Origin of the sequence: Dietzia sp. KRD202, assembly GCF_017168155.1 — a bacterium.
Taxonomy (GTDB): domain Bacteria; phylum Actinomycetota; class Actinomycetes; order Mycobacteriales; family Mycobacteriaceae; genus Dietzia; species Dietzia kunjamensis.
Genome location: NZ_JABFAN010000016.1, coordinates 240,579 through 256,049, shown reverse-complemented (window position 1 = coordinate 256,049; position 15,471 = coordinate 240,579). Strand labels below are relative to the sequence as shown.

The 15,471-nt window shown below is 72.5% G+C and carries 14 protein-coding genes and 1 pseudogene; 6 read left to right on the top strand and 9 right to left on the bottom strand.

What is annotated here, in order from left to right; all coding sequences use genetic code 11:
- Together J1M64_RS11860 and rpsT are read left to right on the top strand one after the other, a co-directional pair.
- Positions 1-549: a type II toxin-antitoxin system PemK/MazF family toxin gene (locus J1M64_RS11860; protein WP_206474262.1), complete on the top strand. Its 549-nt coding sequence runs from the start codon at positions 1-3 to the stop codon at positions 547-549.
- Positions 550-749: 200 nt separating this feature from the next.
- Positions 750-1,010, top strand: a complete 261-nt coding sequence (rpsT, locus tag J1M64_RS11855) for a 30S ribosomal protein S20 (protein WP_067719663.1) — start codon at positions 750-752, stop codon at positions 1,008-1,010.
- A gap of 203 nt (positions 1,011-1,213) precedes the next feature.
- Here rpsT and holA read toward each other — a convergent pair whose 3' ends face one another.
- Positions 1,214-2,191: a DNA polymerase III subunit delta gene (gene holA / locus J1M64_RS11850; RefSeq protein ID WP_163376835.1), complete on the bottom strand. Its 978-nt coding sequence runs from the start codon at positions 2,189-2,191 to the stop codon at positions 1,214-1,216.
- A gap of 215 nt (positions 2,192-2,406) precedes the next feature.
- On the opposite strand from holA, the pseudogene J1M64_RS11845 reads away from it, so the two are divergent.
- Positions 2,407-3,331 (top strand): annotated as a pseudogene (locus tag J1M64_RS11845) (SDR family oxidoreductase).
- Positions 3,332-3,349: 18 nt separating this feature from the next.
- Here the strand turns inward: J1M64_RS11845 and J1M64_RS11840 are convergent.
- On the bottom strand, positions 3,350-4,279 hold the full coding sequence (locus J1M64_RS11840; protein ID WP_069389690.1) for an SDR family oxidoreductase: 930 nt from the start codon (positions 4,277-4,279) through the stop codon (positions 3,350-3,352).
- A 133-nt stretch (positions 4,280-4,412) separates the two neighbouring features.
- Here J1M64_RS11840 and J1M64_RS11835 point away from each other — a divergent pair, with 133 nt between their 5' ends.
- Complete coding sequence (locus J1M64_RS11835; RefSeq protein WP_307872428.1) at positions 4,413-5,501, top strand: XdhC family protein; 1,089 nt, start codon at positions 4,413-4,415, stop codon at positions 5,499-5,501.
- Positions 5,498-6,055: an NTP transferase domain-containing protein gene (locus J1M64_RS11830; protein ID WP_069389689.1), complete on the top strand. Its 558-nt coding sequence runs from the start codon at positions 5,498-5,500 to the stop codon at positions 6,053-6,055. The genes J1M64_RS11835 and J1M64_RS11830 overlap by 4 nt, the downstream gene beginning before the upstream one ends.
- On the opposite strand, the gene J1M64_RS11825 is transcribed toward J1M64_RS11830, so the two are convergent.
- From J1M64_RS11825 to J1M64_RS11815, 3 genes are read right to left on the bottom strand one after another with little or no spacing between them, the layout of a single operon-like run.
- Positions 6,049-8,151, bottom strand: coding sequence for a xanthine dehydrogenase family protein molybdopterin-binding subunit (locus J1M64_RS11825; RefSeq protein ID WP_206474260.1), 2,103 nt, complete (start codon positions 8,149-8,151; stop codon positions 6,049-6,051). The genes J1M64_RS11830 and J1M64_RS11825 overlap by 7 nt on opposite strands.
- Positions 8,148-9,176: a xanthine dehydrogenase family protein subunit M gene (locus J1M64_RS11820; RefSeq protein ID WP_069389687.1), complete on the bottom strand. Its 1,029-nt coding sequence runs from the start codon at positions 9,174-9,176 to the stop codon at positions 8,148-8,150. The genes J1M64_RS11825 and J1M64_RS11820 overlap by 4 nt, the downstream gene beginning before the upstream one ends.
- Positions 9,173-9,706, bottom strand: a complete 534-nt coding sequence (locus J1M64_RS11815; RefSeq protein ID WP_069389686.1) for a (2Fe-2S)-binding protein — start codon at positions 9,704-9,706, stop codon at positions 9,173-9,175. The genes J1M64_RS11820 and J1M64_RS11815 overlap by 4 nt, the downstream gene beginning before the upstream one ends.
- Positions 9,707-9,851: 145 nt before the next feature.
- On the opposite strand from J1M64_RS11815, the gene J1M64_RS11810 reads away from it, so the two are divergent.
- Positions 9,852-11,507: an ATP-dependent DNA helicase RecQ gene (locus tag J1M64_RS11810; RefSeq protein ID WP_206474259.1), complete on the top strand. Its 1,656-nt coding sequence runs from the start codon at positions 9,852-9,854 to the stop codon at positions 11,505-11,507.
- Here J1M64_RS11810 and J1M64_RS11805 read toward each other — a convergent pair.
- The 4 genes from J1M64_RS11805 to J1M64_RS11790 are packed head-to-tail and all read right to left on the bottom strand — an operon-like array spanning position 11,494 to position 15,471.
- Positions 11,494-12,939 (bottom strand): ComEC/Rec2 family competence protein, encoded by a 1,446-nt coding sequence (locus tag J1M64_RS11805; RefSeq protein WP_206474258.1) that lies wholly within the window; start codon positions 12,937-12,939, stop codon positions 11,494-11,496. The two genes, J1M64_RS11810 and J1M64_RS11805, sit on opposite strands and share 14 nt — an antisense overlap.
- Positions 12,936-13,895 carry a ComEA family DNA-binding protein gene (locus tag J1M64_RS11800; protein ID WP_206474257.1) on the bottom strand — a complete coding sequence of 320 codons (960 nt, stop codon included), beginning with the start codon at positions 13,893-13,895 and terminating at the stop codon, positions 12,936-12,938. Before J1M64_RS11800 ends, J1M64_RS11805 begins: the two co-directional genes overlap by 4 nt.
- A 50-nt stretch (positions 13,896-13,945) precedes the next feature.
- Complete coding sequence (locus J1M64_RS11795) at positions 13,946-14,776, bottom strand: DegV family protein (protein WP_206474256.1); 831 nt, start codon at positions 14,774-14,776, stop codon at positions 13,946-13,948.
- Positions 14,773-15,471, bottom strand: coding sequence for a histidine phosphatase family protein (locus J1M64_RS11790; RefSeq protein WP_206474255.1), 699 nt, complete (start codon positions 15,469-15,471; stop codon positions 14,773-14,775). Before J1M64_RS11790 ends, J1M64_RS11795 begins: the two co-directional genes overlap by 4 nt.

Below are 15,471 nucleotides of genomic sequence, written 5' to 3'. Positions count from 1 at the left end.
ATGGCTATCGACTGGGCCCGGGTGGGTCGAACGGCGGTCCGCGTGGGCCGCAGGTACGGACCGACCGTCGCGCGCGAGGTACGTAGGCGGCTGGACGACCGTGGGGTCTCCCCCGCCCTGTCCCCGGAGGTCGGTGGCGGGGGACGGCCCGCCACCACCGGCACCGCCCCCACCTCGAGCCGGGCTCGCCGGATCGCCTACGCGCCCGACCTCGACGGCCACGCCGACCCCGGCGAGATCGTCTGGACCTGGGTCGAGTTCGAGGAGAACGACGGCCGCGGCAAGGACCGCCCGGTCCTGGTGGTCGGGCGCGACGGGGACCGCCTGCTCGGCCTCCAGCTCTCGTCGCAGCACTCCAGGGACGACGACGAGGGGTGGCTCGGGCTCGGATCGGGCCCCTGGGACCCCGAGGGCCGACCGAGCTGGGTGCGCCTCGACCGCGTGCTGGACGTTCCCGAACAGGGCATCCGCCGCGAGGGCGCGATCTGCCCGCGGTCGAAGTTCGAGGCGGTCGCCGATCGGCTCCGCGCCGACTACGGCTGGCGCTGAGCACGAGCGGCCCCCCCGGGCCCGGGGATCAACGGAGGCGTCGTCGCACGTTTTGGCCGGTGACACCCCCGCTGGTAAAGTGGGCCGTCGGTGTCCACCGGAGCACGTTGTGCACGTGTCCGCGCGGACGAGACGACAAGACATCCGATCGGCGGGATCCCCTCGTGGAGCCGTCGACACACGACAAAAAGGTGTGACGAGTGGCCAACATCAAGTCCCAGATCAAGCGGAACCTCACCAACGAGCGCAACCGCCTCCGCAACCAGTCGACCAAGTCGGGCCTGCGTACCGCCATCCGCAGCCTGCGTGAGGCCACCGCGGCCGGTGACAAGGAGAAGGCCGGCGCCCTGCTCGTCGCCACCTCCCGTCAGCTCGACAAGGCCGCCAGCAAGGGTGTCATCCACCCGAACCAGGCCGCCAACAAGAAGTCGGCGCTCACCAAGGCTGTCAACAGCCTCTGAGCACCCCGGTCCCTCCCCTGACCGGGAGGCACCCAGCCCCACGTCTGCTCGCCTGACGTGATGAGGCTCCGAGGGCCCACCCCGCACCACGTGCGTGAGGTGGGCCCTCGTCGTATGAGTGGCTGTCGTGTGTGTGGCCGTCGTATGAGCGGCCGGAGTGTCCCCGATGCGGGTCCGCTCACGTCCCCGCTGCGCGGGCCCGGTCAGCCGGCGGACGCGAGCGTTCCGACCGCGCGGACGGCGCGCTCGAGGGCGTAGGACGTGTCCTCCGCCCCGCCCTTGACCTCGCCGTTGAGGGTCGCGACGACCTGCAGCGCGCTGCCCAGGGTCTCGATGGACCAGTACCGGGTCTGCGCGGTGACCTTCTTGACCTTCCACGGCGGCAGGCCCTGCCGGGCCAGGTCGGCCGGCGGCACGCCCCGCTGGGTACCGACCAGGGCGATGGAGTTCACCGCGTCGGCCAGGGCATCCGCGAGCACGACGTGCGGGACGCCGGTGTGCATGGCCCACTCCAGTGCCTCGATCGCACCGGCCACGTCCCCCGTGACCGCGCGTTCGGCCACGGTGAACCCGCTGACCCCCACGACCCCCGAGTGGTAACGGCGCACCGCCTCGACATCGACCTTGCCGCCGGTGTCGGCCACGAGCTGACCGCACGCCGACGCCAACTGCCGCAGGTCCGTGCCCACCGCCTCCACCAGGGCCTCGCAGGCCTCGGGCGCGACCCTCACGTCGAGTGTCCGGAACTCGGACCGGACGAAGCCGACCACGTCCATGTGCCGGGTGAGCTTGCCGGCCGCATGTTCCTCGGCCCCCGCCTTGCGCAGGTCCGCCACCAGGGCCTTGGCGCGGCCGCCACCGGTGTGCTGGACGACCAGAACCGTCTCGGGGGGCAGATCACGGGCCGCGCCGAGCACCGCGGACTGGGCGTCCTTGCCCAGCTCCGCCGCGCCGGTGATCACCACGATGCGGGCCTCGCCGAACAAGGACGGCGAGAGCAGTTCGAACAACTGCGGGGCGGTGACCTCCGGCCCACCGAGCCTCGAGACCACCGGCGGGTCCTGCCCGGCCGGGGTCGCCGCACGCACCGTCGAGACGACGCCCGTGGTGGCGCGTTCGGTGAGGAACTCGTCCTCGCCCAACACCAGGTGCAACACAGCCGGTGCCGACCCCGATGCCATCTGCGCTCCTCGTCGTCGTCGTTGTTGGTGTCGTCGTTGTCGTCTATCCCAGTCATCGTGCCACGCCCCGCCGACAGGCCCGCACCACCACCGCGCCCCGACCGGTCGACCCCGCCCGCTCCCCGACGTAATTTCGGGGCCACGAGCCAGTCCGACCGAGCGACGCCGACGCGGAGCGCCACGATGCGCGGTGTCCCAGCATCGAAAGGAACGACATGAGCGAGAACCAGGACGTTAACACCGAGACGACGGACCAGCTGACGTTCCAGAACCCGGCGACCCGCTACCCCGCCATCGAGCCGCCGGTCCAACACCAGGACGAGCCGGGCCTCGACGCCGACCTGGAGCCGAAGGCGGACCTCGGCGAGCACTCCTACCGTGGCACCGGCCGGCTCACCGGCCGCAGGGCGCTCATCACCGGCGGCGACTCGGGCATCGGGGCCGCGGTGGCGATCGCCTTCGCCCGCGAGGGCGCCGACGTGGCCATCCACCACCTGCCCGAGGAGGAACCCGACGCCCGCGCGGTCGCCGAGATCATCGAGCGCGAGGGCCGCACGGCCGTGCTCATCCCCGGCGATCTCACCGACCGCGCGTTCTGCGAGAGCCTCGCCGACACCGCCGTCGAGCGGCTCGGAGGCCTCTACATCCTCGTCAACAACGCCGGCAAGCAGGTCGTCGCACCCGCGCTCGAGGATCTGCCCGACGAGCAGCTCACCGACACCTTCGGGGTCAACATCGTCGGGATGTTCCGGGTGACCAGGGCCGCGTTGCGCCATCTGGAACCCGGGTCCACGATCATCAACACCACGTCCGTGGTGGCCTACATGGCGCCGCCGAACCTGCTGGACTACGCGTCCACCAAGGCCGCGATCAACAACTTCACCAAGGGGCTGGCGCAACAGCTCGCCCCCCAAGGGGATCCGGGTCAACGCCGTGGCGCCCGGCCCCATCTGGACTCCTCTACAGGTGTCGTACGGGCAGCCCAAGGAGGAGTTGCCCGAGTTCGGCACGTCCACCCCGCTCGGCCGCGCCGGGCAACCCACCGAGTTGGCGCCCGCCTACGTGTTCCTCGCCTCGCCCGAGTCCAGCTACGTGATCGGCGAGACACTCGCGGTGACCGGAGGCATGCCCACGCCGTGACCCCCGGACCTGTCGGCCTCAGGACCGCCGCTCGGCGTCCTCCATGACCATCCGCTCCCGGGTGTCACCGTGGACCGCGGTGCCCTCCGCGACCGGCTCGTGGAGGGCGCCGGCGGTGTCCGGCACGGGCGTGCCCTTGCTGATCTCGGACTCCGAGAGCTTCCCGGAGAACCGCTCGCCCAGCTCGCGGAACAGCCTGTGCGAGGACCTCGCGGTGCGGGCCTTGGGGCCGACCGGCCGCTCCTGCTGCGGATCGGTGCACGCGTCGATGATCGCCTCCACCACGATGTCGGGATCGTCCATCGCCGACAGCCTGGGCGCGTGTCCGGTGTAGTTTCCGACGTGATCCCACCAGGGCGTGTCGGCGGCCCACGGCAGGATCGTGGACACCGTGACCTGTTCGCCCAACCCGGCCAACCGCAGCTCCTCGTTGAGTGAACGTCCCAGGCTGCTGATGCCCGCCTTCGCCGCGGCGTAGCTGGCCTGGTACGCCAACGGCACCTCGCCGGCGACCGAGCCGACGTTGACCAACACGCCCTCCCCTCGAGCGGCGAAGCGGCGCAGCGCCGCATGGGCACCGAACATCATCCCCTTGAGGTCCACGTCGACGAGCCGCGCGTGGTCGGCGACGGGCACCTCCCAGAACAGACCCATGACGCCGACCGCAGCGTTGTTGACCCACACGTCGATGTGACCGAAACGCTCCTCCGCCGCCGCGGCGAGCTGCTCGACGGCGTCCGCGTCGCTGACGTCGGTCGGCACTGCCACCGCGCTGCCGCCGGCCCCGGTGATCTGCGTGACGACCTCCTCCAGCGGTGCGGCCCTCCGGGCGGCGACGACGACGTGGGCACCCCGCTCACCGAGTGCCAGTGCCGTGCCGCGGCCGAATCCGCTCGAGGCACCCGTGACGACGACCGTACGTCCCGCTAGGTCTTCCCGCTTGCCCATGATTCCTCCTCCGGGTGGTCTTCCAGGGTCCGACTGTGACGCCCATGGTCCACCGCGGTCGCCGACCACGCATCCGGTCAGGCAGCGCCGACGAACGGATGCGGCGGCCTGTGGTCGCCGGGATACTGGGGAGGTGGATCTGCTGCTCGACGCCGTACGCCGCTGGCGCCTGGAGAACGTGCCCGGCGCGTTGGCCAGGGTCGTGCACACCGGGGGGTCGGCGCCCCTTCCGCCGGGTGCGGCGATGGCGGTCGCCGCCGACGGCGAGGTCGTCGGCGGCGTCTCGGGTGGCTGCGTGGACGGGACGGTGTTCTCCCTGTGCGAGCAGGTGATCGCCGACGGCACCCCCGTGCTCGCCCGTTTCGGCGGGGATGAGCTCACCGCGTTCGCCGAAGGGCCGACCTGCGGCGGGACCTCGGAGGTCCTCGTCCACCCGCTCGACGACGCCGGTCACAATGCGCTGGAACGGGTGCGCCAGACGCTGCGCGGAGGTCGGTCGGCGGTCCTCGCGACCACCGTGACAGGCCGATGCCCCGGCGCCCACCTGGTGGTGGCAACCGACGGCACCGAGGGTTCCCTCGGTGACACGCACCTGGACCGTCACGCGACCCGCGTCGCGGCCGAACACGTCGGTCGCCCCGGTGCGGTGACGGTCGACATCCCCGGCCCCACGGGCGTCGACGAGCCGGCCACCCGCGTGCTGGTGCACTCCTTCGCTCCCCCCTCCCTTCTCATCTTCGGCGCGAGCGCGTTCGGCGAGGCGCTCAGCCGGGCCGGCGCCCTGCTCGGCTACCGGGTGGTGGTCTGCGACGCCCGCCCCGCCCTCAACCGACGAGAGCGCTTCCCGGAGGCACACGAGGTGATCACCTGCTGGCCGCACGACTACCTGGACTCCGTGACGGTCGCCGAATCCACCGCGATCTGCGTGCTCACCCACGACCACAAGTTCGACATACCGCTCCTGCGGTCGGCCCTGCGCAGTCCGGCGGGGTACGTCGGCGCGATGGGTAGCCGCCGCGTCCACGCCGAACGACTCGATCTGCTCAGAGCGGAGGGACTCACCGACTCCGAACTCGCCCGCCTGCGTTCCCCCCTCGGACTGGACCTCGGTGCGCGCACAGCGGAGGAGACCGCCGTGTCCGTCGCCGCCGAACTGGTCGCCCATCGCCGCGGCGGCACCGGCGCGCCGCTCACGGGCCTCGACGTGGCCATCCACCGATGACCGGCCTGGTGCTGGCCGCGGGCGCGGGTCGCCGGTTCGGCCGGCCCAAGGCCGTGGTCGACTTCCGCGGAGCACGGCTGGTCGACCACGCCGTGGCGCTGCTCCACGCGGGCGGATGTGAGCGGGTCGTGGTGGTCAGTGGCGCGGTCGAGCTGGACGTGCCCGGCGCCGAGGTGGTGCACAATCCGCTCTGGCAGACGGGGATGGGGTCCTCGCTGCGCGCCGGGCTCACGGCCGTCGGGGCCGAGGACGCGGTGGTCGTCCCCGTCGACATGCCGTGGCTGGGCGCGGAATCGGTCCGCCGGGTCATGGCCGCCGATGCGCCACTGGCGGTCGCGACCTACGGCGGGGTCCGTGCACACCCGGTCCTCCTCGGCGCATCGCACCATGCCGCGATCATCGCCTCGGCGGTCGGTGACGCCGGAGCTCGCCACCATCTACGGGAGCACTCGCACGAGGTGCGGGAAGTGCCGTGCGACGGCACGGGGTCCCCGCGCGACATCGACCATCCCGCCGATCTCGGGGACGACGGCGGTCCGACCGGCGGTCACTGATCGACGGGCAGGTGTTCCAGGAGCGCGTCGGCGTGGACCGGTAGGTCGCGGATGCGGGCACCGGTCGCGTTGTAGACGGCGTTGGCGACGGCCGCCGCGCTGCCGACGTTGCCGATCTCGCCCGCACCGCGCGTGCCCATCGGGGTCGCGTGCTCGTCGACCTCGTCCAGCCACACCGCGTCGATATCCGTGGCGTCGGCGTGGGTCGGGACGTGGTAGTCCGCGAGGTTCTGCGTGACGACGTGGCCGAAACGGGTGTCCCGCACGCTCTGTTCGTGCAGCGCCATTGACAGCCCGAACGTCATGCCGCCGATGAACTGCGACCGCACGGTGCGGGGATTGACGACCCGGCCGATGGAGAACACGCCCAACATCCGGGGCACCCGGATCTCCCCGGTGTCGGCGTCCACGCGGACCTCGACGAAGTGGGCGCCGAAGGAGATCGCACGGTAGCGCTCGAGCTCGGGATAGTCGCCGGCCGCGGCGGTGGTCTCCGCGCCGCGGGGCGGATCGTCGCCGTACCTGGTCCGGAACCGTCCGGCCGCGGCGAAGATGGCCGAACCCCAGGATGAGATGCCGGACGAACCGCCGGCGACCGTGGCGTAGGGCAGGGCCGAGTCGCCGATCTCCAGGGTGATCGACTCGGCGGGTCGGCCGAGCGCGTCGGCGGCGACCGCGGTGAGCGCGGTCCACGTGCCGGTGCCGATGTCCACGGCCCCCACCCGGACGCGGTATCGGCCGTCGCCCTCGGCACGGATCGTAGCGCGCGACCCGGGTTGCACCATGTGCGGGTACGCCGCACCCGCCACGCCGTAGCCGACCAGCCAGCAGCCGTCCCGACGGGAGGCCGGAGTGGTCGGGCGCCGGGACCACCCGAATCGCTGCGCACCCTCGCGCAGGCAGTCGACCAGGCGCCGCGACGTCCAGGGTTTGCCCGACTCCGGGTCGGTCTCCGGGTCGTTGCGCACCCGTAGGTCGATGGGGTCGAGCCCGCACGTCTCGGCCAGCTCGTCCATCGCGACCTCCGCCGCGAACGCGCCCGGGGCCTCCCCCGGCGCACGCATCCAGTACGGCGCGGGCACATCCAGAGGCACGGCACGGTGAGTCGTCCTGCGGTTGGGCGCGGCGTACATCGACCGGGACGGGACCGCGGACTGCTCCACGAACTCCTTGACCCGCGAACTCTGCGACCAGGCCTCGTGGCCGATCGCGGTCAGGTGCCCGTCAGCGTCGGCGGCCAGCCGGATCCGGGACACCGTCCGCGGGCGGTACCCGACGAAGACGAACATCTGCTGCCGGGTGACCGCGTACTTGATCAGCCTGCGCGGCAGGTGCATCGCGCCCAGGGCGGCCAGCACGTCGTGGGCGTGCGGTGCGCCCTTGGAGCCGAAGCCGCCGCCGACGTGTGGCGCGATGACCCGGATCTGCCCGGCCTCCAGGCCCAACACCGGTGCCAGCGTCGTGGCCACGCCGTGCGGGGACTGGGTGGAGTCATACATCGTCAGCAGGGGCTCGTCGGGGTCCCAGTGGGCGGAGACGGCGTGCGGCTCCATGGGATTGTTGTGTTCCTCGGGAGTGGAGTAGCTGTGGTCCACGACGTGGCCGTCGACGCCCGCCTGTGCGAGGGCGGGGCCCATCTCACCGGTCGCGGACGTGGGCCCGTAGCCGCCGTTGACGACCTCGGGCTCGTAGGCGTCGGCATGGTCGGGGCGAAAGGCGACGTCGTGGGGCGCCTGGTCGTACGCCACCCGCACCAGCGACTGGGCCCACCGCGCCACCTCGGCGGTCTCGGCCAACACCAGTCCGATCGGCTGACCGCGATAGAGCACCTCCGCGTCCTGACAGATGGCGTACTCGCGCTCCGAGGTGTCGGCCAGCCGCGGCGCGTTCCACGGGGTGAGCACGGCGAGAACCCCCGGCTCGGCCTCGGCCGCCGCGGTGTCCATCGCGGTGACGGTGCCCCGCGCGATGGTGGCGGTGATCGGATGAAGATGCACCGTCTCGCCCGGCCCGGTGTGCTCGAAGGCGTACGGTGCCGTCCCGGTCACCTTGGCGGGGCCGTCGAGACGGGGGACGGACGTGCCCATGGCGCTCATCGAGCATCCTCCTGTCCGGCCGCACCGGCGCGACCGCTCGTAGACCCGGCCGTCAGGTCGCGCAAGACGGCGATCATCGTCCGCCGCAGCAACGGCACCTTGAACTCGGTGCCGTCGACGGGCTCGGCCGCGGCCAGCTCGGCGTCGGCCGCCTCGGCGAACGACGCGGCGGTGGCGGCCCGACCCGTGAGCGTCTCCTCGGCCCGGGTGGCGCGCCACGGCGCGTGGGCGACTCCACCGCAGGCGATCCGGGCGTCGGTGACGACTCCGTCGTCGACGCTCAGATGCGCGGCCACGGAGACGATCGCGAATGCGAAGGACGCCCGGTCACGGACCTTGCGGTAGGTGGCGACGGCGCCGCGCACGGGAGGGGGCAACTCGACCGCCACCACCAGCTCGTCACTCTCCAGGACAGTGTCCCGCTGGGGTTGGTCACCTGGGAGACGGTGGAACCGTGTGACCGGGATCCGACGTTCCCCGCCGGGACCCACGACGATCACAGTCGCGTCGAGTACCGCCAGGGCGACCGCCATGTCGGAGGGATGGGTGGCGATGCAGTCGGAAGAGTGGCCGAAGACCGCGTGATAGCGCGTGTAACCACCTATGGCGGAGCAGCCGGTTCCGGGCTCGCGCTTGTTGCACGGGGTGGTGACGTCCTGGAAGTACACACAGCGGGTCCGTTGGAGCAGATTGCCCCCCGTCGTGGCGAGGTTGCGCAGTTGCGGTGACGCGGCGGACAGCAGTGCGCGGCTCAGCACCGGGTAGTCGGCCCGGATGAGAGGGTGGGCCGCCAGGTCGGCGTTGCGCACGTTGGTGCCGATCCGCACGCCGCCGTCGCCCGACCGGTCGACGGAGTCCAGCGGGAGCCGGGACACGTCCACGACGACGTCCGGGGTGGCCACTCCCAGCTTCATCAGATCGATGAGATTGGTACCGCCCGCCAGTGGTCTGGCACCGGCGTGCTCCTGCAGGAAGGCGACGGCCGAGTCGGTGTCCGTGGGACGTTCGTACCGGAACGGTCTCATCGCTCGGCCCCTTCCGCCTCGTCGCCCGCGGAATCGACGACCTGTCGGATGGCGGCGACGATGTTGGGGTAGGCGGCGCATCTGCACAGGTTGCCGCTCATCCGTTCCCGGATCTCCTCGTCGGTCAGGGCGATCTCCGCACCCGGATCCTCTGTGACGAGGCTCGGCGCGCCGGCCCGGGCCTCGTCGATCATCCCGACGGCGCTGCACACCTGACCGGGTGTGCAGTAGCCGCACTGGAACGCGTCGGTGTCGATGAACGCCTGTTGGAGCGGATGGAGGCCGTTCTCGGACAGGCCCGCCGCGGTGACCACGTCCTTCCCCTCCTGCGCCACCGCCAGCGACAGGCACGAGGTGACCCTGCGGTCGTCGACCAACACGGTGCAGGACCCACACTGTCCGTGGTCGCAGCCCTTCTTGGCCGAGTAGTTACCGAGCCGGTCGCGCAGTGCGTCGAGGAGGGTCGTGCGTGTGTCCACGGTGACGACATGCTGCTCGCCATCAACCCTGAGAGTGATGTCCATCTCCATATTCCGACTGTAGGCGCGGCGGCAGGTGCCCCGCGACCGGTCGGGGGCGCGTGCGGTGGGAGCACACCGCCCAGTGCGCATACGCTCGACGGTCCGGGACCATCCCACCGCGGGCAGCCCGACCGCGGATAGAGAGGACGCACTGGTGACGACGACCCAGGCCGAGGCCACCGATCCCCACGAGGTGGCGCGCCGCGTGTTCGGCTGGGACGACCTGCGCCCGATGCAGGCCGAGGCGATCGAGGCGGCGGTGGGAGGCCGCGACGTGCTGGCGGTGCTGCCCACCGGCTACGGCAAATCGGCGATCTACCAGCTCGCCGGGATCATGGCGGACGGCCCGTGTGTGGTGGTCTCACCGCTCATCGCGTTGCAGAGCGACCAGTGCGAGGGTCTGAACTCGCTCGCGGATTCCGCGCCCACCCGGTCGCTGGCGATCAACTCCTCGATGGGCGTGCGACAGCAGGCGGAGGCCTGGGACGAGGTCGTCGCGGGGCGCGTCCACTTCGTGTTCCTCACCCCTGAGCAACTGGCCAAACGAGAGGTGCTCGACCGGCTCCGTGCCGCCGAGCCGAGCTTCCTCGTGGTCGACGAGGCGCACTGCGTCTCCGCCTGGGGCCACGACTTCCGCCCCGACTACCTGCGGTTGGACGCCGCCCGCCACCGGATGGGGTCGCCGACCGTCATCGCGCTCACCGCCACCGCCTCGACCCCGGTCCGCGAGGAGATCGTCGACAGGCTCGCCATGTCCGACGCCCTGGTGCTGGCCGGAGGATTCGACCGGTCGGAACTGCACCTCGCGGTGAGACGGCACGTCGAGGACGACGGCAAACAGGACGCGGTCGTGGAGCGGGCCGTCGAACTCGGCGGCCCCGGACTGGTCTACACCGCCACCCGCCGGTCCACCGAGGAGTACGCCGAGCGCATCGCCGCACGAGCGGCCGACTCGGATCGGCCGATGAGGGTGCGTGCCTACCACGCCGGCCAGAAGTCGGCCGACCGCGAGGAGACGCTGGGCGCCTTCCTCGATGGTGACCTCGACGTGGTGGTGGCGACGAGTGCGTTCGGGATGGGGATCGACAAGGAGGACGTGCGGTTCGTCCTGCACGCCGACATCCCCGACTCACTCGACACGTACTACCAGGAGGCGGGACGGGCCGGCCGCGACCGCGAGCCGGCGACGATCGAACTCCACTACCGCAGCGAGGACCTGGGCCTGCGGAGTTTCTTCTCGTCGCACAGCGCCGACGAGGAGGTCATCCGGGTGGTCATCACGCACCTCCGCCGGGCCGACGGCCCGGTGCGGCTGACCCGGTTGAGGAAGTCGCTGGACTTCGGCGGAAAGCGCGTCACGGGGGCGGTCAATCTCCTCGAGGCGGCGGCGGTCGTCGAGTCCGGGCGGGAGGGCCTGCGACTCGTGGAGGACGTGCGGCCCAAGGAGGCGGTCCGGCGGGCCGAGGAGACGTCGGAGACGTTCGAGCGGATCGATCGCTCGCGGATCGAGATGATGCGCGGATACGCCGAGACCGACGGGTGCCGTCGCCAGTTCCTTCTGGGGTATTTCGGTGAGGAGCTCGCGGACCCGTGCGGGAACTGCGACACCTGCGACGCCGGCACCGCGGTCGACCTCACCCACGACGCGGCGGATTTCCCCCTGCAGTCCGCGGTCGTGCACCGTGAGTGGGGCTCGGGGATCGTCATGAGCGTCGACGACGACCGGCTCACCGTGTTCTTCGAGGAACAGGGCTATCGGACGCTGTCACTCGACCTGGTGCGCGACCAGGAACTGCTCACCCGGGCATGACGGGTGGCGAGCCCGGCAGCCCGGCAGCGATGCCGGCGACGGTCTCGAGCCACCACAATGCGGGGGCGCAGGCCGCGGCCAGCAGGACCGCACCGCTCTCCCACACCGGGCCGAGCGCGGCCGCCGCGGTGCCGAGCACGGTGACCAGCGGGACGGCCGGGGCGACGGCGATGTTCGCGGGCAGGGCCCACGGCCCCTGACCCAGGCCCGAGGCCACGAGCACCGGCAACGTCGCCAGGTGGGCGACGACGCACACCGCCAGGATGTCGGCGGCCGGCCCGGGCATCCACGGTCGACGGATCCGCTGGGCCACCGGCCTCGCCGCCAGGACCAGGGCGGCGGTCGCGGTGACGGACAGGACGAAGCCGGTGCCGGTGGCCGTGGCGGGATCGAGCAGGGCGACGACGAGCACCACCGCCGCCAGCGCGGCCAGCGGGCGGCCGGTGCGGTGGGCGCCGAGTGCCGCCAGACCGATGGCCCCGGTGCCGGCGGCGCGCAGGACGGCCGGTTCCGGGCCGACCACGGCCACGAATCCGGCCAGCGCGAGTCCCGCGGCCAGGATCCGCCCACGCCGCCCGACCCCGAGAGCCGCCGCGGCGAGCAGGACCGCACCCACGACGTAGGTGGTGTTAGCACCCGAGACCGCGGCGAGGTGCGCCAGCCCGGCCGCCCGGAACTCCTCCCGGGTCCGGGTGGACACCCCGCCCTCGTCGCCCAGGACGAAGGACGGGAGCAGCCCTGCGGCCTCTCCCTCGAGCGCGCGGCCGGACACCTGCCGGAGCCGCTCCCTCACCGCCGCCGGGACCCGTCCGGACCATCCGGGTGGGCCCGTCACGCGGGGCGGCACCAGCGCGCGGAGCGCGGGCGGCTCCCCCGCCGACCGCGGCTCCACCACCGCCACCGAAGTCTCCACCCGGGTCCCCGGCGGGAGCCCCCTCCAGCCGTCGCGGGCGAGCACCACCACGTCGAGTTCGGCCTCGCGCATCGAGTTCCCCGACCCGGTGGACTCCACCCGGACCGGCACCACCACCCCACCGCCGCGGATCGGCCGGTCGAACCCGGTCACCACCGCCTGTACGCCTGTGCGCGCTCCCACCAGATCGTTCAGCGGGTGCGCGGCCAGGGCGTGCACCCGGGCGGCCTGCACCCCCGCCGCGACCGCACCCGTCGCGCACGCCAGCGCGAGGACGCCCAGTGCGGTGCGGTCGAGACGCTCGCGCACCCCCTGCGTGGAACCGGTCGACCCGCCGACGGACCACAGTGCGGCGACCACCGCGGCCGCCGCCAACACCACCGCGACGGCGGCGGCGAGAGCCGGTCGGGCCTCGCCCGTCGCAGCCGTGGCCGCGAACACCGCGAGCGTCGGCACGACCAGCCGCAGATCGCGCGCCGCCGGAATCCGGCGCCGTGACGTGTCGACCGGGTCGCTCACACCGTGACCAGCGGCCGGAGCCGTGCCAGGGTCGCCGGCCCGATCCCGTCGACCTCTACGAGCTGGTCGACGCCGGAGAACGACCCGTTCGCGGCCCGCCACGCCAGGATCGACGACGCGGTCACCGGCCCGACACCGGGCAACGACTCGAGCGCCGCGGCGTCGGCGGTGTTGAGGTCGATCAACCCCCCGCCTCCACCCGGACCCGGTGGAGGCGGGGGCGCGCCGGCCCCCGGTCCTTCCTGCCCCGGGCCGGGGCCCGGTCCGATGATGTCGCTGCGCGGACCTCCCGACCCGTCCGGGCCGGGGGCTGACCCGACGAGGATCTGTTCGCCGTCGGTGACCTTGCGCGCCAGGTTGAGCCCGTCCCGGTCCCCGCCCTCCAGGACACCTCCCGCACTGTCGAGCGCGTCGGCGACCCGGGCGCCGGGCGCGAGGGTGACCAGTCCACTGCGGCCGACCAGCCCGACGACGGAGACGACGACCGGCTCCCCGGCGGGAACCGCCTCCCCGGGTACCGACCCCGGGGACGGCGGGGCGGGCCGGTGCGAGGCGCCGGTCTCGTCAGCGGCCTCGGTAACGGTCTCCCCCACCTCCGCCAACGGGAGGTCGGGCACCGCAGGCCCTTCGGGGACGGAGGAGATCAGTCGGTGCACGGAGAACGCGCCGAGACCCAGCACGAGTACCACCAGGGCGATCCCGGCGAGCCGGTCGGGCGCCCACCGGATGCGACCCCACCACGGCGGATCGGCCCAGGCGTCCACATCCGGATGCTGCGGCGGGATCCGCTCCGGTCGGTCACCCGCGGGGTCGAGGTCGGCCCACGGCACCGAGGTCGGCCGGTCGGGAACCGGCGGCGAGAGGGCGCTGGCGAGTCGGTGCAGGGCGGCCGCCCGCGCAGGGTCCCGGTGGGAGTCGACGGGGCCGCCGGATCGTGCCGGGGTCTCGGTTCGCATGGCGCGAAGCTAGCCCGCCAGAACCCCCGCGGCGGCCCTGATCGCGGTCGTTAGTCCGCCGGCTGTGGAGAGGGGGGAAGGATGGGGAATTCGGTGTCGACCAGGTCCGTCACAGAGACACCCACTGTTCCCGGCCCCAGGTGCCAGGCGAGGACCTCGTCGAATTCGACGATCATGACCCGCTCCGGGAACTGGGTCTCCTTGCGGATCTCGGTGGCCATTTCCTCGGCCCGCTCGCGCGCCTGGTGGTGGTGGACCACCACCAGCACGTCACCGCGCGCCACGTCGTCGCGCAGCAGGGACCGCAGCCGCGCATGCGCCTTGGTGGTGGTGCGGGCCTTGGCCGCCAGGTCCACCGATCCGTTACGCAACACGATCACCGGGCGCATTGCCAGGGCGCTTCCGAAGAGCGCGGCGAGCGCACTGATCCGGCCGCCTCTGCGCAGGCTCTCGAGTGACTCCAGGGCGGCGTACGTCGAGGCGCCCCGGCAGAGCCGCTCGGCGAGTTCGTAGGTCGCGGACAGACCGAGCCCGCTTCCCGCCGCCCACGCGCACTGGGCGACGGCGGCCCCGAACGCCATGCCCGCCCCGCGGGAGTCCGAGACCAGCACCCGGCCCCCGAATCTGGTCGCGGCATCGGCCGCCGACTGCCAGGTACGCGAGAGCTCGCGGGACAGGTGCACCGACACCACGCCGGTGCAGTCGGGATCCGCGAGCAGTTCCTCGTAGATCTCCGCCAGTTCGTCGGGCGTGACCGCGGCCGTGGACACCGCCCGGTCGTTCTCCTCCACGACGTGCAGACCCACCACCGTGATGCCGAACCCGCGGACCCACTCGGCCGGCAGGTCGGCGCTCGAGTCGGTGACCAGGCGGATCGTCATGACGAGCCCACCGGGGGCGTGATGCCGGCGTTCCACTGGTCCAGGCGCCACAGCACACCTCGGGCGGCCTCGGTGGTGGGGCCGACCTCGGGCTCGGGAGGCTGCGCGGCCGTGCCCTCGGGGCGGACATGCGCCGACAGCTGCACCCAGCACGTGTTGCCCAACCCGTTGAACACCGAGTACTGCTCCACCGGCAACTCGAGCAGCGACGCGGTGAGGGCCGCGATCGCGCCGCCGTGGGCCACGATCACGGCGGGGTGCTCGCTCCAGTCGGGCGACGACTCGACCAACTCGTCGACGACCTCTCGGGTCCGTCGCGCCACGTCCAGACGGCTCTCCCCCTCCGGCGGCGACCACCGGGGGCTGCTGCGCCACCGGACCCGGGCGTCGGGCCACTGCCCGTCGACCTCGGAGTGGCTCATGCCCTGCCAGCTCCCCAGGTGCGTCTCCCGCAGCCTGGGGTCGGTGCGGACGTCCAATCCCACCTCGGTGGCCAACGCCTTCGCCGTCTCGTGCGCCCGCTGCAGGTCCGAGGACAGGATCGTCCACGGGCGACGGGGTGCCAGCACGCGGCCGACGGCATGGGCCTGCCGGATACCCAGCTCACTGAGCTCGGTGTCCAGCTGTCCCTGCATCCGCAACGAGGCGTTGTAGTGCGTCTGGCCGTGACGCAGGAGGATGAGACGTCGGGTCAC